The sequence below is a fragment of the Streptomyces sp. NPDC104761 genome (genome assembly GCF_055583445.1).
The window spans coordinates 366,435-384,038 of sequence record NZ_JBVJNZ010000001.1 but is presented as its reverse complement, the minus strand read 5'-3'; the positions used below and the strand labels follow the sequence as shown (position 1 = coordinate 384,038).

Genomic DNA, 17,604 nt, shown 5'->3' with positions numbered 1-17,604 from the left:
TTCGAGAATGGTCCGTCCTGGTGAGGGGACACGCCGAACGAAAAGCGCACAATCAGATATTGCCGCAGGTCACGGACCGTCAGAAAAATCCTGAGAACGGCAACTCGGATGGCGCACCCGAATACCCGCGGGCCACCCGTTCGCCCGTCGCCCCGTCGCCGCACGCGCGTGGGGGACTTAGCTTTTTCCCATGCGTGATACGGACCCGAGCGCGGCCGCGTCGAGAGGGGATGGCGAATGTCTGCGTCCGAACTTTCCGAGCTCGCCGAAGAGGAGGAGCGCCGGAGGAAGCGTGCCCCCTGGGGCGTGATAGCGCTCGTTCTGCTGACCGGTCTGGCGCTCATTCGCAACGGTTCGGGAGAGTTCGACGTCGGCCCGCCGCAGCCGGCCTCGGCCGCCGCACCTGACAGCCGTATCACGGTTCCGGGCACCTTCGCCACGGCGCCGGCCGCGCTGCCGTTCGCCGCGGCGGACCGGATCAGGATCCCGGCGATCCGGGTCGACGCGCCGGTGATGCCGGTGGGTCTGGACACGGACGGCTGGATCGCGGCGCCGCCGCCGGACGACCCGAACCTGGCCGGATGGTTCAGCGGTGGCGTCTCGCCCGGGGAAAAGGGCACGTCCGTCGTCGTGGGCCATGTCGACAACACGAAGGGCCCGGCCGTCTTCTACGGGCTCGGTGCCCTGAAGAAGGGAAACCGGATCGAGGTCGACCGCCAGGACGGCCGGACGGCGGTGTTCGAGATCTACGGAATCGAGGTCTTCGCGAAGGCCAGCTTCCCGGGCGACCGGGTCTACGGCTCCAAGGGCACACCGGAGTTGCGGGTCATCACCTGCGGCGGCGGTTTCTCGAAGCAGAACGGCTACGACGGGAACGTCGTGGTCTTCGCCCGCCTGGTCGAGGCCCGCTGAGGCCGCCACCCGGCGGGCGTGGGCCCGTTCAGGTCCGGCGGCGGGGCACGGTCAGGTGGTAGCCGTTGTCCAGCAGGTAGGGCAGGTACTCGCGCAGGGCCTTGACGCTCTGCGAGCGGTCGCCCCCGGCGTCGTGGGAGAGGACCACGACACCGGGGGCGGCGCCGTTCTCGATCGTGTCGACGATGGTGCGGGTGCCCGGCTCGGTCCAGTCGGTGCTGTCCACGGTCCAGGCCATCGGCTCCATGCCCATCTCGGCGCCGAGTTGGAAGGCGGCGCGGTTCCAGGCGCCGTAGGGGGCGCGGAACCACTGCGGGCGTTCGCCGTAGGTGTCCTCGATGGCGTCGCTGGTACTCGTCATCTCGTCGCGGATCGCACGGCGGTTCAGGGTGGTCAGCAGCGGATGCGTCCAGGTGTGGTTGCCCACGACGTGGCCCGCCTCGGCCATCCGCGCGACCAGTTCCCGGTTCACGACGATGCACTCCCCGCACAGGAAGAACATCGCCCGCACGTCGTACTTGGCGAGGGTGTCCAGGATGTGCGGGGTGTAGTTCGGGTTGGGGCCGTCGTCGAAGGTGAGCATCATGCGCCGGCCGCTGCGGGAGATCTCCGTGATGGGTTCCGTGCGGACCTTGAGCTTGCGCGGCGCGGTGCGCGGCGGCCCGTACCCGGTGAGCGGCTGGAGCCGGAAGGCGGAGGACTTGAGTGCCGCACGGGCCTGCGGGCCCGCGGCCGGGGCGGCCGCCCCGCCGGCCGTCTCCGCGGCGCTGCCCGCCAGCACGATGCCCGCGGTGCCCGCGGCTCCCAGAGCGGCGCCGCCGGCGAGGAGCAGCCGGCGCCGGGTGAACAACTGATCCTTCTGCATGACTCATCACTCGCCCGGCAGGACTCCGGCGCAGCACATCAACACCGGTGCGGCGGTGGGAAAGCACCCGCACGGACCAGCAACAAAAGGTTTCGGTAAGAAAAGGCCAAGAAGCGTCAGCGGTGGCGGACCAACGGGAAGGGAAGCGTCTCACGGATGGTCAGGCCGGTGAGGAACATGACCAGCCGGTCGACGCCGAGGCCGAGTCCGCCGGTGGGAGGCATCGCGTACTCGAGGGCGTCGAGGAAGTCCTCGTCGAGCTCCATCGCCTCGGGGTCGCCGCCGGCGGCGAGCAGCGACTGGGCGGTGAGCCGACGACGCTGTTCGAGCGGGTCGGTCAGTTCGGTGTAGGCGGTGCCCAGTTCGGTGCCGAAGGCGACCAGGTCCCAGCGCTCGGCGAGCCGGGGGTCGGTGCGGTGCTGCCGGGTGAGCGGGGAGACGTCGGTGGGGAAGTCCTTGTAGAAGGTGGGCAGCCGGGTCCGCTCCTCCACCAGGCGCTCGTACATCTCCAGGACCACGTCGCCGGGCCCGTCGTCGGCGGTGTACGGCACCCCGGTCCGATCGCAGTGCCGGTGCAGCCGCAGCAGTTCGGTGCCGGGGCCGATCTCCTCGCCCAGCACGTCGGAGATCGCCCCGTACACGGTCCGGACCGGCCAGGCGCCCGAGATGTCGTACTCCTGTCCGTCCCTGCGGGCCACCGGTGTGCCGAAGGCGGCGGTCGCGGCGCCCTGGACCAGTTCGCGGGCGAGGTCGAGCATCACGTCGTAGTCGGCGTACGCCTGGTAGGCCTCCAGCATCGTGAACTCGGGGTTGTGCTTGTGGGAGACGCCCTCGTTGCGGAAGGTCCGGCCGAGTTCGAAGACTTTCTCCAGGCCGCCGACGCAGAGCCGTTTGAGGTACAGCTCGGGGGCGATGCGCAGGTGCAGGTCGAGGTCGTAGGCGTTGCTGTGGGTGGTGAAGGGCCGGGCGTTGGCGCCGCCGTGGATCTGCTGGAGGACCGGGGTCTCGACCTCCAGGTAGCCCCGGTCCAGGAGTCCCTGGCGCAGCGCCTGCACGAGGGTGGAGCGGGTACGGACGACGGTGCGGGCGGCGGGGCTGGTGGCGAGGTCGAGGTAGCGGCGGCGGACCCTGGCCTCGGGGTCGGCGAGCCCGCGGTGCTTGTCGGGCAGCGGGCGCAGGCACTTCGCGGTGAGCTGCCAGTCGGTGACGAAGAGGGTCGGCTCGCCCCGGTCGCTGACGCCCATGCGGCCGGTCGCGGTGATCTGGTCGCCGATGTCGGTGTCGGCGGTGAACCGGTCGAGGGCGGCACCCGACCCGTCGCGGGTCAGGGCCAGTTGGCGGTCGCCGGACCAGTCGCGCAGCGTCACGAAGACGATGCCGCCGAAGTCTCGGACCAGCATGACCCGCCCGCCCACGGTGGCCGTCTCGCCCTCGCGCACCTCGGCGAGGGCACGGGGCGGTGGACCGGTGGCCACCGGGTAGGGGTCGGCGCCCGCCGCCCGCAGCCGCTCCAGCTTGCGGCGCCGGACCCGGAACTGGTCCGGCAGGCCGGCGTCCGGCGCGCCGGGCCCGGTTCCGTCCCCTCCGTCGACACCGGGCACCGGCGCGGACTGCGGCGCCTCGACGGGCCGCGGTCCGGTCTGCGGGTGCCCCTTTCCCCAGAGTTTGCGCAGGGACGGTACGGAGACGAAGCCCTCGGCGATTCCGGAGGCGAGGCCGATCCGGGCGAGGGAGCCGGCCTCGCCGTAGCAGAGGAAGCGCGGGTACCACTCGGGGCGGTACTTGGCGTTGGAGCGGTACAGGGCCTCCAGCTGCCACCAGCGGGAGAAGAACAGCAGCAGCCGGCGCCACAGCCGCAGCACCGGTCCGGCGCCGATGCGGGCGCCCTCCTCGAAGACCGAGCGGAAGACGGCGAAGTTCAGCGAGATGCGGCGCACGCCCAGTTTGGGGGCGGCCTCGCACAGGTCGGCGACCATGAACTCCATGACCCCGTTGGGGGCGGCGCGGTCACGGCGCATCAGGTCCAGGGAGATGCCGTCGCCGCCCCAGGGCACGAAGGAGAGCAGGGCGAGCAGCCGGCCGTCCTCGGACACGGCCTCGACGAGCAGGCAGTCGCCGTCGGCGGGGTCGCCGAGCCGGTCCAGGGCCATGGAGAAGCCGCGCTCGGTCTCGGTGTCGCGCCAGGCGTCGGCCTTGTCGACGACCTCCTCCATCTCCGTCTCGGTGAGGGTGGCGTGGCGGTGGATGCGGGTGGTCGCACCGGTGCGCCGGACGCGGTTGACGGCCTGCCGGGTGACCCGCATCTCGCGGCCGCCCAGGTCGAAGTCGGCGACGTGCAGGATCGCCTCGTCGCCGAGTTGCAGGGCGCCGAGCCCGGCGCGGACGTAGGCCTTGGCGCCGTCCTCGGAGGCGCCCATCACCGCGGGCACCCAGGCGTGCCTGCGGGCCACGTCCAGCCAGGCGGCGATGGCGTGCGGCCAGGCCTCCGGGTCGCCGACGGGGTCGCCGCTGGCCAGGCAGACCCCGGCCTCCACCCGGTAGGTGACGGCGGCCTTGCCGCTGGGTGAGAAGACCACGGCCTTGTCGCGCCGGGTGGCGAAGTAGCCGAGGGAGTCCCGGTCGCCGTAGGCCTTGAGGAGGGCGCGGATGCGGGTCTCCTCGTCGCCGTGCAGGGCCGCTTCGAGGCGCTGCGAACGGAACAGGGTGGCGGCGGCGTTGAGCAGGGCGAGGGCGCCGAAGAGGCCGAGCAGGAACGCGACGAAGCGGGGCGGACGGCCGCCGTAGCTGCCGCCGGAGACAAGGCCGCCGCAGACCCGGTCGGCGGCCCAGGCCAGGTGCTGGCCGTGCGGGAGCGAGCCGGGGAAGAGCGAGACCAGACCCCAGCCGGCCAGGATCGCCACGAGCAGGCCGATCAGCAGGACGGCGAGGGCGCGGCGGACGGCGGCTCTGCGGGAGGCCGCGTAGAACTCCCGGCGGGCCACGATCAGCAGGGCCAGGGCGAGTCCGCAGACCACCAGTGAGCTGAACGGGTACCAGCCGAAGCCGAAGGCGACGGTCAGGACGTCGGCCAGCACCAGCAGGCCGAGGTAGATCACCACCAGCCACCAGGCGACCTTCTTGCGGGCGGCGGTGGCGCCGCCGAGCAGGAACAGGAAGACCGCGTAGGCCAGGTTGGGGCTGACGGGCACCACGACGGCGTCGACGAAGTGCACGACCGGGTGGAGCAGCACGCGCAGCGGGGCGATGAAGGAGAGCAGGGCGCACAGCAGGGCGAGGCCGCCGAAGAACGTCCCGAAGGCCTCGGGCACCCAGGTCAGCCGCCCGCCGCGAGGCGGGCGTATCGGCCCCGCCGGCTCTCTGCCCGTGGCGGGCTGCACGGCGGCACTCATGTCTCCGACTGTAGGAAGAGCCCGCCGGGCCCGCCCGTCGAGCCGCCCGCGGCCGTCGGGCGGCTGCGGGCCGGTGGGTGGTTGCTCGCGCAGTTCCCCGCGCCCCTGAAGGGGCGCTGGCCGCACCCGTACGGCGCACGGTGAACCCGGCGGGAGGCCCCGGGCACTGACCGGACCTGCGTATTCCGATAGCCTCGGATCGTGGCGGAACAACACCAGTTCGAGCGGGGCACGGACGGCCCCAAGGTCATCGTGGTCGGTATGGACGGCTCGGACTCCTCGTGGCGCGCAACCTCCTACGCCGCGGGGCTGGCCCGGCGACAGCACGCACTGCTGGCCATCGTGTACGTCCAGCCGGTCCTGGCGGCCGGCGCGGCGCTCGGGGCGCCGGTGGCGGAGACCACGGACGAGATCGCGGAGGAGTTGATCGGGCAGATCCGGGAGGCGGCCGAGCGGCTCAAGGGGATATTCGAGGTGCGCTGGGAGTTCCACACCTTCCGGGGCGACGCCTACAGCGGCATGGTGAAGGCGGCCGACGAACTGAAGGCCGACGCGGTCGTGGTGGGCGCCTCCGAGCAGGCCGGGCACCGGTTCATCGGCTCGGTCGCGATCCGTCTGGTGAAGGCGGGACGGTGGCCGGTGACGGTCGTGCCGTAGTGGTCTCCCGCAGGAGCAGCAGCGGGGTCGCCAGGAGCAGGAGGCCGGCCAGGGCGATCGCGGTGCGCGGTCCGGTGAGGCTCGCCAGCAGGCCCCACAGGGCGGTCAGGGCGGCCGTGGTGGCCTTGCCGGTGACCGACCACGCGGACAGGGTGCGGGCCACCCGGTCGTCCGGGGTGTGCTCCAGGCGGCGGGTGGCGTAGACCGGACTGTAGACGGCCGAGCAGGTGATCACCCCGAGCTCCAGGACCATCACCAGCAGCAGTCCTGGCAGCCCGGGCCCGACGAAGGCCAGCCCGAGGGGCCAGACGGCACGCAGGGCGCTCGCGGCGCGCAGCACCCGCCACTGGCCGTACCGGGCGACCAGCGGCCGGGCGGCCCGGGCGCCGAGGAGGCCGCCCAGGCAGGGCACGGCGAAGGCGAGGCCGTACTGCCAGGGGGTGAAGCCGAGCCGGCCGAGCATGAGGACCGCCAGCGGGGGTGCGGCGACCATGATCAGGGCGTTGCCGGCGAGGCTGTTGAAGAAGAGGGGCCGCAGGGCGGGGCTGGTGAGGATGTGCCGCCAGCCGTCGAGCAGGTCCGCGGCGCGCAGCCGCTGCACCTCCCGCTGTGCGGGGCGCGGCTCGCCGCCGCCGACGGCCCGGATGCCCAGCGCCGACAGCAGGAAGCTGACCGCGTTCGCCGCGACGGTCGTCACCGGCCCGAACAGGCCGATCGCGGCGCCGCCGAGGGGCGGGCCGAGGACCAGCGCGGTCCAGTTGGTGGACTCGAACCGTGCGTTCGCGGTGAGCAGCCGGTCGGCCGGGACGAGCGACTTCAGGAAGGCGCCGGAGGCCGCGTTGAAGGTGATGTCGGCGGCCGCGACGACCACCGAGACAAGCAGCAGCTGGCCGAGGCCGAGGGCGCCGAGCGCGTAGGCGGCGGGGACGGTGAGCAGGGCCGCGAACCTGATCAGGTCCATCGCCGTCATCACCGGCCGCTTGCGCCGGAACTCCACCCACGGCCCCAGCGGCAGCGCGGCCACCGCGCCCACGGCCGGGCCGGCCGCGGCGAGCAGCGCCACCTCGGCCGGTCCCGCGTGCAGCGCGATGACGGCGATCACCGAGAACGCGTCGAAGGCGAGCCAGGTGCCGAGCGCACTCACCGAGTACGCGGCCCACAGCCACCCGAACCGCCGCCCCATGCACAACCTCCCGTTGACCCGGGACATGAAAACGCGCAGGTGGCTGCCGGATCAAACAACCTTCAGGCCCGCCGCCACAACCATCGGTTGTACGGTGTGGAGGTGGACCTCACCGCCGTGCGCACCTTCGTCGCCGTGGCCGACTCCGGGCAGTTCCAGGAGGCCGCGGCGGTGCTGGGGGTCACCCAGCAGGCCGTGTCCAAGCGGATCGCCTCGCTGGAGAAGGAGCTGGGGGTGCGGCTGTTCACCCGGACCGCGCGGGGTGCCGAGCCGACCGCCGACGGCCGGGCCTTCCTGCCGCCCGCCCGCGAGCTGCTGCTGGCCGAGGAGCGGGCGGCCGCCTCGGTACGGCGGGGCCGGCGCCCGCTGCGGGTCGACGTGGTCGGCGCCCGGCTCGCCCCGGCAGCGCTGCTGCGCGGCTTCCACGAGACGCACCCGGACCTCGCCCTGGACGTCGTCACCCTCTTCGACGTGGAGTCGGCGCTGACCGCCCTGCGCTCCGGCGCCATCGACGCGTCCTTCCGGGCGGTCGCCATGCCGGGCCGGCCGCTGCCGAGGGGTGTCGAGGCGGTCCGGGTGTGCGACGATCCGGTCCAGCTGCTCACCGGTCCCGGGCACGCCCTGGCCGGCCGGGCCTCGGTCACGCCCGCGGAGCTGGCCGGGCACCGGATCTGGATCCCGGGGATCGTGGCGGGCACCGAGTGGGCCGCGTACTACGCCGACCTCGCCGCCGAGTTCGGACTCGCCATCGACTCCTCCGGCGCCAACTTCTCCGGGGCGTTGCAGGACGCCCTCGCGGCCTCCGGCACCGTGGCGACCCTGGTCACCGAGCAGACCAGGCTGACCTGGCCCGACGGCCACGACCTGCGCCGGATCCCGCTGCTCGACCCGACCCCCCTCTACCCCCACTCCCTGCTCTGGGCCACCGCCAACCCGCACCCGGCGCTCGCCGCCCTGCGCGCCCATCTCGTCGGGACCCGCCCGCCGCGCACCGCCGCCCGGACCTGGACGCCGGGCTGGGCCGAGACCGTGCGTGGCGTCTTCCGTCCCTGAGGCCCCTGGGCCATCATGATCGGCCGTCAGCCGTTCGCGATCGGCGAAGAGGTGAGGCACATGGCCAAGCTCCGTATGGGTGAAGGAATTCTCCGTCGCAAACCCATCGAACACATCGAGGAGACCGAGGTCACCGAGGGCGCCCGGCTCGACAGGTCGCTCGGTCTTGTGCAGCTCACCGCGATCGGCGTGGGCGGCATCATCGGCGCGGGCATCTTCACGCTCGCGGGCACGGTCGCCAACGAGACGGCCGGGCCCGCCGTCCTGGTCTCGTTCCTCATCGCCGGGGTGGCGAGCGCCTGCGCCGCGCTGTCGTACGCCGAGTTCGCCGGGCTGATCCCGAAGGCGGGGTCGGCGTACACGTACGGCTACGCGGTGCTCGGCGAGTTCGCGGGCTGGTTCATCGGCTGGGACCTGCTCCTGGAGTACACGGCGATCGTGGCGGTGGTCGCGATCGGCATCTCGGGGTACTTCAGCTTCCTGGTCGAGGAGATGGGCGCGAACCTGCCGCACTGGATGCTCGGCGCGCCCGGCACCGGCCACGGCCACCGGGTCGACCTGTTCGCCGCCCTGCTCTGTCTCCTCATCGCGTATCTGCTCAACCTCGGCATCCGCAGCGCGGCCCGCTTCGAGACGTTCGTGGTGGTGCTCAAGGTGCTGGTGGTGCTGCTGGTGATCGGCGTCGGGGTGTTCCACATCAGCACGCCGAACTACCACCCCTTCTTCCCGTTCGGCGTCAGCAGCGCGTTCACCGGCGCGGCGACCGTGTTCTTCGCGGTCTTCGGGTACGACGCGATGTCGACGGCGGCCGAGGAGTCGAAGGACGCCCAGCGGCACATGCCGAAGGCGATCATCTACTCGCTGGCGATCTCGATGGTGCTGTACGTGGCGGCCTGCCTGGTCCTGACGGGCATGCAGAACTACAAGGACATCGACCCGGAGAGCGGCTTCTCGACAGCGTTCAAGTCGGTGGGGCTGAGCGGTCTCGCCGACGTGATCGCGGTGGGCGCGATCATCGGCATCCTGACCGTCATGTTCACGTTCATGCTGGGTGTGACCCGCGTCTGGTTCTCGATGTCGCGGGACGGACTGCTGCCCGGCTGGTTCGCGAAGACGCACCCGACGCGGCACGTGCCGACCCGGGTGACCTGGATCGTCGGGGTGGCCTCGGCACTGCTCGCGGGGTTCGTGCCGATCGGCGAGGCGGCCGAGCTCACCAACATCGGCATCCTGCTGGCGTTCGTGGTGGTGTGCGCGGCGGTCATCGTGCTGCGCTACCGGCAGCCGGAGCTGCCGCGCACCTTCCGTACCCCGTGGATGCCGTTCGTGCCGGCGCTGGGTGGTGTCTTCTCGATCTGGCTGATCACGTTCCTGAAGTGGGAGACCTGGGTGCGGTTCGCGGTCTGGTTCGTGATCGGGTGCGTGATCTACTTCGGCTACTCGTACAAGAGGTCGCGGCTGGCCGGGCGCTGACCGCTTTGCCGGGGCGCTGGGCCCGCCTAGGGCCTGTCTGACAATTCCCGCCTGCCTCACGACGCCATGCACGCACTCTCGCCGCACCGGGCCCTGACCCAAGTACGTCCAGTACGTGGGCCAGGGCCCGGCACACCGAGAGCACGCACCTGACGCCGCGAGGCCGCCCTCCGGGCGACGACGGGAATTGTCAGACAGGCCCTAGAGGCCGCGGAGGAAGCCGAGCAGGAGGGCGTTGAACTCCTCGGGCTTCTCCAGGTTCGGGTAGTGGTCGGTGCCCTCGACGATCTCGGCGCGCCCGTTCGGGACCTCGCGGGCCAGGCGCTCCGCGGCGGCGAGCAGGTCGGCGGGTTCCAGGCCGCCGTTGACCGTGAGCACCGGGACGTCGATCTTCGGCACCCGTGACCAGGAGGCGGCCACGCGCACCAGCCGGTCGGGCTCGTCGGGCGTGTGCTTGGAGATCGTGTGCAGGGCCAGTTCCCGCAGCCGGCGCGGGATCTCCGGGTCGACGGCGTCGAGGGTGCGGTGCTCGCCGGCCACGACCTTCACGAAGGCGTCGAGCCAGCCCTCGACGTCACCGGCGCCCAGGGTGCGGGCGTACTCGGCCTGGAGTTCCGTGTGCCAGGGGTCCGTGTACCGGAAGTCGCCCGTCGCCGCCCCGCAGGTGACCACCGCGCGGACCAGTTCGGGGTGTTCCAGCACGGTGTCGGTGGCGATCACCCCGCCCATCGAGACGCCGACGAGGACGGCGGGCCCGGCGTCGAGGTGGCGCAGGAGCGCGGCGAGGTCGTCGGCCCAGCGGAACGGCTCGCTCGCGTTGGCGGAGAAGCCGTGGCCGCGCACGTCCGGGGCGATCACCCGGTACTCGGCGGCGAGCGCCGGGATCTGCCGGTACCAGAAGCGGTGGTCGACGTACCCGGAGTGGAGCAGGACCACCGGGTCGCCGGAGCCGGTGTCGAGGTAGGCGAGGTCGCCGTCAAAGGACGGGAAGAAGCGGACGTCCGCAGCAGCATTCATGACAACCAAGGTGTCATCGTCGAGAAACTTTGACAACCCGGTTGTCATGTTGACGGGAGGTGCATGATGGCCGGGTGAACGACATCGACAGGCCCCTCGCCCCCGACGAGCTGGGCGAGCGCATCACCGAGGTGTTCGATCTGATCGGCCCGCTCTACCGGCGCGCCTTCCGCAAGGTCGAGCAGGGCGAGCAGATCGAGGGCGCCTCGGTCGGGGTGCGCTCGGTGCTGGACCTGCTGCGCCGGTACGAGCCCATGACGGTGCCCCAGATGGGCCGGATCATGGCGCTGAGCCGGCAGTTCGTGCAGCGCATGGTGAACGACGCGGTGGCGCGCGGCTGGGCCGAGGTCACCCCCAACCCGGCGCACCAGCGCTCCTCCCTGATCCGGCTCACGGACGAGGGCCGGGCGACCATCACCGCGGTCCTCGCCCGCGAGCACGCCCTGAACCGGCAGGTCGGCGGCGACCTGACCGACGCCGAGCTCACGGCGTGCGTGCGGGTGCTGAAGCAGCTGCTCGTGACCTTCGACCACGTCGACGTCGAGTGACCGGCCGGTGCGGGGACCGCCGCTACTCCCCCATGATCAGCCCGTCCTTGGCGGCGCCACGGCTGAGCACGACGTCCCGGATGGCGTCCCGGGCGGCGGTGAAGTCGGCCCCCTGGTCGATGGCCGCGTTGAGGTCGACGACCCGGCCGGCGTCGACGTCGTAGAGCTGCGGGACGAACTCGGCCTTGGCGACCTCCCAGCGGCCGCCCGGGGTGGTGGGAGGGGTGAAGGTGAAGCGGGCGAGGGTGGACTGGTTGCCGCGCGGGTCCTGCCGGCCCTGGCTGTTGACCATCTCGCCGGCCAGCTGGTCACCGAGGCCGTAGACCACCCAGGTCCCATTGACCTTCTCGTAGGCCTGCGGGATGTGCGCGTGGGTGCCGAGGATCAGGTCGATGTCGGGGCGGCCGCCGGTGCGGGCCTCGGTGAGCCGTTTGGCGAGGGTGAGCTGCTGCTGGTCGGGGGCGTCCGTGCCCTCGGCGCCCCAGTGCACGGAGACCACGACCACGTCGGCACCGGCCTGCCGGGCGGCGCGGGCGTCGGCGAGGATGCGGTTCTCGTCGAGGAGGCCGACCGCCCAGGGCTGGCCGGGCGGCAGGGAGTTGCCGTTGACGTCGTAGGTGTAGGAGAGCTGGGCCACCTTGGCGCGGCCCGCGTTCATCAGGGTGAGGGTGCCGGCCTCGGACTGGGTGCGGGCGGTGCCGGCGTGCCTGACGCCCACCCGGTCCAGGGCGTCGAGGGTGCGCTGGATGCCCGCGGCGCCGTCGTCCAGGGCGCGGTCGGAGGCGGTGGAACAGCCGTCGTAGCCGGTGGCGGCCAGTGCCTCCGCGAGCTGCGGCGGGGAGGTGAGCCCGGGCCGGTCGCCGTCCTTGCCGGTGACGGTCGCCAGGTGACAGAGCGCCAGGTCGGCGCGGGAGACGACGGGTGCGACGCCGGCGAGCATCGCGCGGAAGTCGTAGCCGTTGCCGCCCGCGTCGAAGTTCGCGTGGTCGTAGGCGGAGTTCAGCGGCATGACGTCACCCGAAGCGACGAGGGTGAAGCCGGTGGCGGGCACGGCCGGTGCCGGTTGCGGGGGCGGCGCGGCGCTCTCCTCCCGCGCGTGGTTCTGGCATGCGGCCGCGGCGGCGAGCAGGGCGGTCAGGGCCAGGGCCGCCTGGCGTCTGCGATTGATCATCAGGAGTACCCCAGAGTCGCAAGCCTTGTCCGATTTACAGATCAATGGGTACGAAGGTGGAGGCGGCCGCAAACAACTCAGGCGCCCCGATTGACCCATCCGGGTCGGGTACGGGGGGTGCAGGACCGTTCGTCGCACCGTTCACCGACGCGATCGACCGTCCGCCGCACATCCCGGCATGCCCCCTGTCCCCCGGCCGGGCCCTGCGATGCCATACGGCCATGACGGCCGGAACCACCCTTCCCCACGGGACGACGACCGCCGAGCACGAGCTCGTGGCGCTCCAGCGCGAGCACGGCCGACCGCTCTTCGCGCTGCTGCTCCGGCTCAGCGACGGGGACCGGCAGCGGGCCGAGGACCTCGTCCAGGAGACCCTCGTACGCGCCTGGCAGCACCCCGAGGCGCTGCGCGCCGACGACTTCGACTCCGTGCTGCCCTGGCTGCTGACGGTCGGCCGGCGGCTCGCCATCGACGCGCGCCGGGCCCGGCAGGCGCGGCCCGCCGAGGTGCACGACGCCGTCCTGGAGAACACCCGGGCCGCCGGCGACCACGCCGAACGCGCCGCCGCGACGCTCGACGTCCGTGAGGCTGTGAAGACTCTCACCCCCGAGCACCGTGAAGTCCTGGTGCTGGTGTATTTCCAGGGGGCGAGTGTGGCGGAAGCAGCCGAGACCCTCGGGATCCCACCCGGTACCGTGAAGTCGCGGGCGTACTACGCGCTGCGCGCCCTGCGCCGGGTTCTGCCCGGTTATGCACCCGACCTGCACTGAAACCGCCAGCCAGGTCAAACCTCGGTAAAGCGCCTTGCTGAGGACCATGTTTGAGCAATCAGCTGTCTTCATCCGTGTTCCGCACCGGGAGAGGGACGGACCCGGGGTCGGGGCCACGCGCGCACCGGAGGAAGGCAGGACGGGATGCTGCACAGAGGTCAAGAGAGCACGGACGGGGCCGGGAGCGGGGAACTGGCGGTCCCGATGGCCTGGTTCTACGCCGAGTACATCGCCGACGAGCTGCTGCGCACCGGCGATCTCATGCCACCGACGTCCTTCGAGTTCCGGGCCGGCCGCGACGCGCTGGCGCTGACCATCTTCCTCTCCGACACGGACGGCGAACTGTCGGGCATCCGGGTCGTGTCCCAGTTGGAGAACTGGCTTTCGCTCACGGCGTACGACCAGCCGTGGCAGGACTGGGTCAGCGAACGTATGGCAGTGGTGACGGCCGAGACGGCCGAGTCGGGCGGCCCGTCACCGGACCTGGATCTGGCCACGGCCGCCTGGCGCTGGCTGGAGGAGACCGAGCTGCTGGCACCCGACCTGGACGCGGTGCCGGGCGGCGGTTCGGTGTTCGGCGAGGACGACGGACCGAAGGTGTGGACCCCCGCCTGGCGGCTCGGGCTGCCCCTCGGACACCTCGCCATCCATCTTTTTTGATTCAGGACCAATCCGCGGGCCCGGCCGCTCCGAATCCGTTGATTACGATTCTGTACGTGGCTTGAGTGAAACGGCTGCCGACTGCGTACGGGTGGGAGCAAGGAACAACGAGTAACCCCCACCCGCACCCATCGGCACGAGGATTCGGCATGAGGTCCCTGGAAAGGCATCGCGACGTCGGCGCGTACGCGCTCGGCGTGCTGGACGAGGCGGAGGCCTTCCGCTTCGAGGACCATCTCATGGAGTGCCCCAGCTGCACGGCACACGTGACCGAGTTCGGCCCCGCGGCACGGCAGTTGATGCTGTACCGCCGGGCCACGCCGCGCTTCGTGCACCCCATGGCCCAGCCCGGGCCCCGGCTCCTGGACCGGCTGCTCGCCGAGGTCGCGACCCGGCACCGGGCCAAGCGCCGCAAGCTGCTGTACGGCCTGGCCGCCTCGGTGGTCTTCGCGGTCGCGGGCCCCGGCATCGCGGCCTACGTCGGCCACGACGCCGCGCCGGCCGTCCAGGTCACCGCGGCCACCGACGCGCACTCCGGCATCTGGGCGCAGGTGAAGTCGGAGGACACGGACTCGGGCAGCACGATCGAGCTGCAGGTCAAGGACCCGGACGGGCCGCGCTCCTGCCGCCTGGTCGCCGTCGGCGACGACGGCTCCGAGCAGATCGTCACCACCTGGGCGGAGCGGGACCACGACGGCCGGGTGAGCACCATGACGGGCGGTTCCTCGATGCACTCCGACGAGATCGAACGCTACGAGGTGCGCAACGCGGACGGGCAGCGCCTGGTGACCCTGGACCCCAAGTGAGCGCCGGCTACCTGAGCAGCCGGGACATGCGGCGGTCCGCGAGCGGCTTGCCACCGGTCTGGCAGGTCGGGCAGTACTGCAGCGAGGAGTCGCTGAAGGAGACCTCGCGGATCGTGTCGCCGCAGACCGGGCATGGCTCCCCGGTCCGCCCGTGGACGCGCAGACCACTCTTCTTCTCGGCCTTGAGCCGCCCCGCCGCCAGGCCGTGGGAGCGCTCCACCGCCTCGGTGAGGGTGGTGCGCAGCGCCTCGTACAGCCGGTGCGTCTCCTCCGGTGTCAGGGACGCGGCGAGCTTGAACGGGGACATCTTCGCCGCGTGCAGGATCTCGTCGCTGTAGGCGTTGCCCACTCCGGCGATCAGGCTCTGGTCGCGCAGGGCGCCCTTGAGCTGCCGTCGCTCGTGCGCCAGCAGGGCGGCCAGGCGGGCCTCGTCGAAGTCCGCGGCGAGCGGGTCGGGACCGAGCCGGGCGATACCGGGGACGTCCTGCGGGTCGCGGACGACGTACACGGCCAGCTTCTTCTGGGTGCCGGCCTCGGTGAGGTCGAACCCCGCGCCCGTCTCCAGCGCCGCCCGCAGCGCAAGCGGGCCCTTCCCCGGGCGGGGCAGCCCGTCCGGCAGCCGGTCCTTCCACTGGAGCCAGCCGGCGCGGGCCAGGTGGGTCACGAACCGCAGTCCGCGGTCGCCCTCGATGTCCAGGAACTTGCCGTGCCGGTGCACGGCGACGACCTCGCTGCCCTCGAAGGCGCCGACCGGAGGGTCGTACGTCTTCAGGACGCTGATGGCGACCGGCAGCACGCGCACGACCTGGCGGCCGACCAGGTTCTCGGTCAGGAAGTCCCTGAGTGCTTCGACCTCGGGCAGTTCGGGCATGCGTCCAGGGTGCCACCCGCTGCGCGTGCGGTCCGCCGGAAGTGCCGCATCAGGCGCCGGGGGTGCCCCCAGCGCCTCTTACGGGGCGCTGCCGTCGCCCTTCTCCGGCATGCGGAACTCGCACCAGACCGCCTTGCCGCCGCCGCGTGCCTCCACGCCCCAGGCGTCGGCGATCTGGTCGACGAGCAGCAGGCCCCGTCCGGAGACGCCGTCCTCGCCGGCCTCGCGGCGGCGTGGCAGGGCGCTGGAGGAGTCCTCGACCTCGACGCGCAGCCGGCGGTCGGTGCCGACGAGGACCCGGAGGGTGACGATCGCGGAGCCCTCGGTGTGCATCAGGGCGTTGGTGATCAGTTCGTCGGCGACCAGCTCGATCTCGTCGGCGCGGTCCCCGGCGCCCCAGGCCCGGACGGCTGCGCGGACCATGTGCCGGGCCAGGGCGAGCGCCTCGGGGTCGCCGGAGGCCACGTGCTGCTGGAGGCGGCCGACGGCCTGCGCGGTGTCGGAGCCGCGGCGGCGCAGCAGGAGCAGGGCCACGTCGTCGTCGCCGCCCTGCTCGTCGGCGATCTCGATCAGCAGGTCGGCGAGTTCGCGCACGTCGTCCGGCCCCTTGGCGACCTGCTCGGCAAGCGTCCGTATGCCGTCCCCGAGGTCCTTGCCGGGCTGTTCGACGAGCCCGTCGGTGCACAGCAGCAGCGTCTCGCCGGGGTCCAGCTCCAGGGTGGACACCGGGTACTCCAGGCTGTGGAACTCGGCGGACAGGCCGAGCGGCAGTCCGCCCTCGACGGGCACCCGGCGGCAGCCGCCGTCGTCGGTGCGCACCAGCGGATCGATGTGTCCGGCACGGACCACCTGGACGACGCCGGTGGCGAGGTCGGCCTCGGCGTACAGGCAGGTGGCGAAGCGGTCGGTGTCGAGCTCGTCCAGGAAGACGGAGGCGCGGGCCATCACGGTGGCCGGGGCGTGGCCCTCGGCGGCGTAGGCGCGCAGCACGATGCGCAGCTGGCCCATGACGGCCGCCGCGTGCGTGTCGTGGCCCTGGACGTCGCCGATGACCGCGCCGACCCGGCCGCCGGGCAGCGGGATGAGGTCGTACCAGTCGCCGCCGATGTCCCGGCCCAGGGAGCCGCCGGCGGCCGCGGAGCGGTAGCGGACGGCGACGTCGGCACCGGGCACGCTGGGGATGGTGCGCGGCAGCATGGCCTGCTGGAGGCCCTGGGCGAGGTCCTTCTCCTGTTCGAAGAGCATGGCCCGCTGGAGGCTCTGCGCGATGCTGCTGCCGAGGGCGACCAGGACGGCGCGTTCCTCGGTGGAGAAGCCGAGCCGGTCGTTGTAGAGCAGGCCCATGGCGCCGATCGGGCGGGCCTGGGCGATCAGCGGCAGATAGGCCGCCGAGGTGATGCGCAGGTCGGTGATGTGCGGCCACAGGATCGGGTAGCCCTCGGCGAACTCCTCGGGAGACTCGATGAAGCGCGGGGCGAGGGTCCGCACCACCTCGCCCATCGGGTACGGCTCGTCTATCCGGGTGATCCGGGTGCCCGGCACGAAGCTGCCGGCCGGCCCCTCGGCGACCAGCCGGATCCGGCCGGCCTCGACCAGGCCCATCACCAGGCTGGTGGCACCCAGGTTGGGGATGCCGTGGGTGTCCTTGAGGACGTCGATGACCTCCTGGACGCTGCTGGCGTGGGCGAGCGCGGCGGTGACCGCCTGGACGACACCGGTCTGCCGGCGCAGTGCCTGCCCCTGGGCGTCCCGGAGGTTGCGGGCCTCGCTGTCCTCCAGTTCCTGGGTGGCGTCCCGGACGATCCCGAGGACCCGGCGCGGGCGGCCCGTCTCGTCGCGCCGGATGTGGCCCTGCGTGTGGGTCCAGCGCGGGGTGCCGTCGCGGCGCCGGATGCGGAAGTAGGTCCCGTAGTTCTCGCTGCCGTCCTTGATGGCCTGGGACACCACCGCGTCCAGCCTGCTGGACTCGGCCGGGGGTACCCGCAGGGCGAGGGACTCGGGGCGGCCGTCGTACTCCTCGGGGGTCAGGTCGAACACCTCGTACGCCTGAGCGTCCATGTGGAACAGGCCGGCGTCGAGATCCCAGTCGAAGGTGCCCATGTGGTTGAGCGCCAGGATCGGGTGGTCCAGATGGGCGGGCCAGTCGTCCGGGAGTGACGGAGCGCTCGCTCCCCGGTCAGCCATGGGGCCACCATGCCAGGGGAACCCCGCATGGGCAATTTCTTCCTA

At 72.2% G+C, this 17,604-nt stretch carries 15 protein-coding genes; 8 read left to right on the top strand and 7 right to left on the bottom strand.

Going from position 1 to position 17,604, the window contains the following annotated elements; all coding sequences use genetic code 11:
• The first annotated feature begins 237 nt into the window (after positions 1 to 237).
• Positions 238 to 912, top strand: coding sequence for a class F sortase (locus tag ACZ63F_RS01765; RefSeq protein ID WP_469707714.1), 675 nt, complete (start codon positions 238 to 240; stop codon positions 910 to 912).
• 28 nt (positions 913 to 940) lie between these two features.
• Here ACZ63F_RS01765 and ACZ63F_RS01760 read toward each other — a convergent pair whose 3' ends face one another.
• Together ACZ63F_RS01760 and lysX are read right to left on the bottom strand one after the other, a co-directional pair.
• Entirely contained in the window at positions 941 to 1,777 is an 837-nt protein-coding gene (locus tag ACZ63F_RS01760) for a polysaccharide deacetylase family protein (RefSeq protein ID WP_469707712.1), read from the bottom strand.
• A gap of 116 nt (positions 1,778 to 1,893) precedes the next feature.
• Positions 1,894 to 5,166: a bifunctional lysylphosphatidylglycerol synthetase/lysine--tRNA ligase LysX gene (gene lysX / locus ACZ63F_RS01755; protein WP_469707711.1), complete on the bottom strand. Its 3,273-nt coding sequence runs from the start codon at positions 5,164 to 5,166 to the stop codon at positions 1,894 to 1,896.
• A 201-nt stretch (positions 5,167 to 5,367) separates the two neighbouring features.
• On the opposite strand from lysX, the gene ACZ63F_RS01750 reads away from it, so the two are divergent.
• Positions 5,368 to 5,823, top strand: a complete 456-nt coding sequence (locus ACZ63F_RS01750) for a universal stress protein (protein ID WP_469707709.1) — start codon at positions 5,368 to 5,370, stop codon at positions 5,821 to 5,823.
• On the opposite strand, the gene ACZ63F_RS01745 is transcribed toward ACZ63F_RS01750, so the two are convergent.
• Positions 5,759 to 7,006: an MFS transporter gene (locus ACZ63F_RS01745; protein ID WP_469707708.1), complete on the bottom strand. Its 1,248-nt coding sequence runs from the start codon at positions 7,004 to 7,006 to the stop codon at positions 5,759 to 5,761. The two genes, ACZ63F_RS01750 and ACZ63F_RS01745, sit on opposite strands and share 65 nt — an antisense overlap.
• A gap of 102 nt (positions 7,007 to 7,108) precedes the next feature.
• On the opposite strand from ACZ63F_RS01745, the gene ACZ63F_RS01740 reads away from it, so the two are divergent.
• Entirely contained in the window at positions 7,109 to 8,059 is a 951-nt protein-coding gene (locus ACZ63F_RS01740) for a LysR family transcriptional regulator (RefSeq protein ID WP_469707706.1), read from the top strand.
• Positions 8,060 to 8,119: 60 nt separating this feature from the next.
• Positions 8,120 to 9,532, top strand: coding sequence for an amino acid permease (locus tag ACZ63F_RS01735; RefSeq protein WP_469707703.1), 1,413 nt, complete (start codon positions 8,120 to 8,122; stop codon positions 9,530 to 9,532).
• A 201-nt stretch (positions 9,533 to 9,733) separates the two neighbouring features.
• Here the strand turns inward: ACZ63F_RS01735 and ACZ63F_RS01730 are convergent, their stop codons facing one another.
• Positions 9,734 to 10,549: an alpha/beta fold hydrolase gene (locus ACZ63F_RS01730; protein WP_469707702.1), complete on the bottom strand. Its 816-nt coding sequence runs from the start codon at positions 10,547 to 10,549 to the stop codon at positions 9,734 to 9,736.
• A 74-nt stretch (positions 10,550 to 10,623) separates the two neighbouring features.
• On the opposite strand from ACZ63F_RS01730, the gene ACZ63F_RS01725 reads away from it, so the two are divergent.
• On the top strand, positions 10,624 to 11,097 hold the full coding sequence (locus ACZ63F_RS01725) for a MarR family winged helix-turn-helix transcriptional regulator (RefSeq protein ID WP_469707700.1): 474 nt from the start codon (positions 10,624 to 10,626) through the stop codon (positions 11,095 to 11,097).
• Between the two features lie 22 nt (positions 11,098 to 11,119).
• Here ACZ63F_RS01725 and ACZ63F_RS01720 read toward each other — a convergent pair whose 3' ends face one another.
• A complete protein-coding gene (locus ACZ63F_RS01720; RefSeq protein ID WP_469707698.1) occupies positions 11,120 to 12,268 on the bottom strand; it encodes a CapA family protein in 1,149 nt (382 codons plus the stop codon).
• A 221-nt stretch (positions 12,269 to 12,489) separates the two neighbouring features.
• On the opposite strand from ACZ63F_RS01720, the gene ACZ63F_RS01715 reads away from it, so the two are divergent.
• The 3 genes from ACZ63F_RS01715 to ACZ63F_RS01705 all read left to right on the top strand — a co-directional run bounded on the left by ACZ63F_RS01715 (position 12,490) and on the right by ACZ63F_RS01705 (position 14,504).
• Positions 12,490 to 13,038, top strand: coding sequence for a sigma-70 family RNA polymerase sigma factor (locus ACZ63F_RS01715; RefSeq protein ID WP_352356260.1), 549 nt, complete (start codon positions 12,490 to 12,492; stop codon positions 13,036 to 13,038).
• A gap of 144 nt (positions 13,039 to 13,182) precedes the next feature.
• Positions 13,183 to 13,698 carry a hypothetical protein gene (locus tag ACZ63F_RS01710; protein WP_352356258.1) on the top strand — a complete coding sequence of 172 codons (516 nt, stop codon included), beginning with the start codon at positions 13,183 to 13,185 and terminating at the stop codon, positions 13,696 to 13,698.
• A gap of 149 nt (positions 13,699 to 13,847) precedes the next feature.
• Positions 13,848 to 14,504, top strand: a complete 657-nt coding sequence (locus ACZ63F_RS01705) for a zf-HC2 domain-containing protein (RefSeq protein WP_469707696.1) — start codon at positions 13,848 to 13,850, stop codon at positions 14,502 to 14,504.
• A 7-nt stretch (positions 14,505 to 14,511) separates the two neighbouring features.
• Here the strand turns inward: ACZ63F_RS01705 and ACZ63F_RS01700 are convergent, their stop codons facing one another.
• Both ACZ63F_RS01700 and ACZ63F_RS01695 read right to left on the bottom strand, forming a co-directional pair.
• Complete coding sequence (locus tag ACZ63F_RS01700; RefSeq protein WP_469707694.1) at positions 14,512 to 15,375, bottom strand: Fpg/Nei family DNA glycosylase; 864 nt, start codon at positions 15,373 to 15,375, stop codon at positions 14,512 to 14,514.
• 78 nt (positions 15,376 to 15,453) lie between these two features.
• Complete coding sequence (locus ACZ63F_RS01695; RefSeq protein ID WP_469707692.1) at positions 15,454 to 17,559, bottom strand: SpoIIE family protein phosphatase; 2,106 nt, start codon at positions 17,557 to 17,559, stop codon at positions 15,454 to 15,456.
• Between the last annotated feature and the right edge of the window lie 45 nt (positions 17,560 to 17,604).

Coding starts and splice junctions, on each gene's coding strand:
- ACZ63F_RS01745 (WP_469707708.1), bottom strand. CDS start 7,006: ATGGGGCGGCGGTTCGGGTGGCTGTGGGCCGCGTACTCGGTGAGTGCG.
- ACZ63F_RS01700 (WP_469707694.1), bottom strand. CDS start 15,375: ATGCCCGAACTGCCCGAGGTCGAAGCACTCAGGGACTTCCTGACCGAG.
- ACZ63F_RS01735 (WP_469707703.1), top strand. CDS start 8,120: ATGGCCAAGCTCCGTATGGGTGAAGGAATTCTCCGTCGCAAACCCATC.
- lysX (WP_469707711.1), bottom strand. CDS start 5,166: ATGAGTGCCGCCGTGCAGCCCGCCACGGGCAGAGAGCCGGCGGGGCCG.
- ACZ63F_RS01760 (WP_469707712.1), bottom strand. CDS start 1,777: ATGCAGAAGGATCAGTTGTTCACCCGGCGCCGGCTGCTCCTCGCCGGC.
- ACZ63F_RS01715 (WP_352356260.1), top strand. CDS start 12,490: ATGACGGCCGGAACCACCCTTCCCCACGGGACGACGACCGCCGAGCAC.
- ACZ63F_RS01730 (WP_469707702.1), bottom strand. CDS start 10,549: ATGAATGCTGCTGCGGACGTCCGCTTCTTCCCGTCCTTTGACGGCGAC.
- ACZ63F_RS01705 (WP_469707696.1), top strand. CDS start 13,848: ATGAGGTCCCTGGAAAGGCATCGCGACGTCGGCGCGTACGCGCTCGGC.
- ACZ63F_RS01720 (WP_469707698.1), bottom strand. CDS start 12,268: ATGATCAATCGCAGACGCCAGGCGGCCCTGGCCCTGACCGCCCTGCTC.
- ACZ63F_RS01710 (WP_352356258.1), top strand. CDS start 13,183: ATGCTGCACAGAGGTCAAGAGAGCACGGACGGGGCCGGGAGCGGGGAA.
- ACZ63F_RS01765 (WP_469707714.1), top strand. CDS start 238: ATGTCTGCGTCCGAACTTTCCGAGCTCGCCGAAGAGGAGGAGCGCCGG.
- ACZ63F_RS01695 (WP_469707692.1), bottom strand. CDS start 17,559: ATGGCTGACCGGGGAGCGAGCGCTCCGTCACTCCCGGACGACTGGCCC.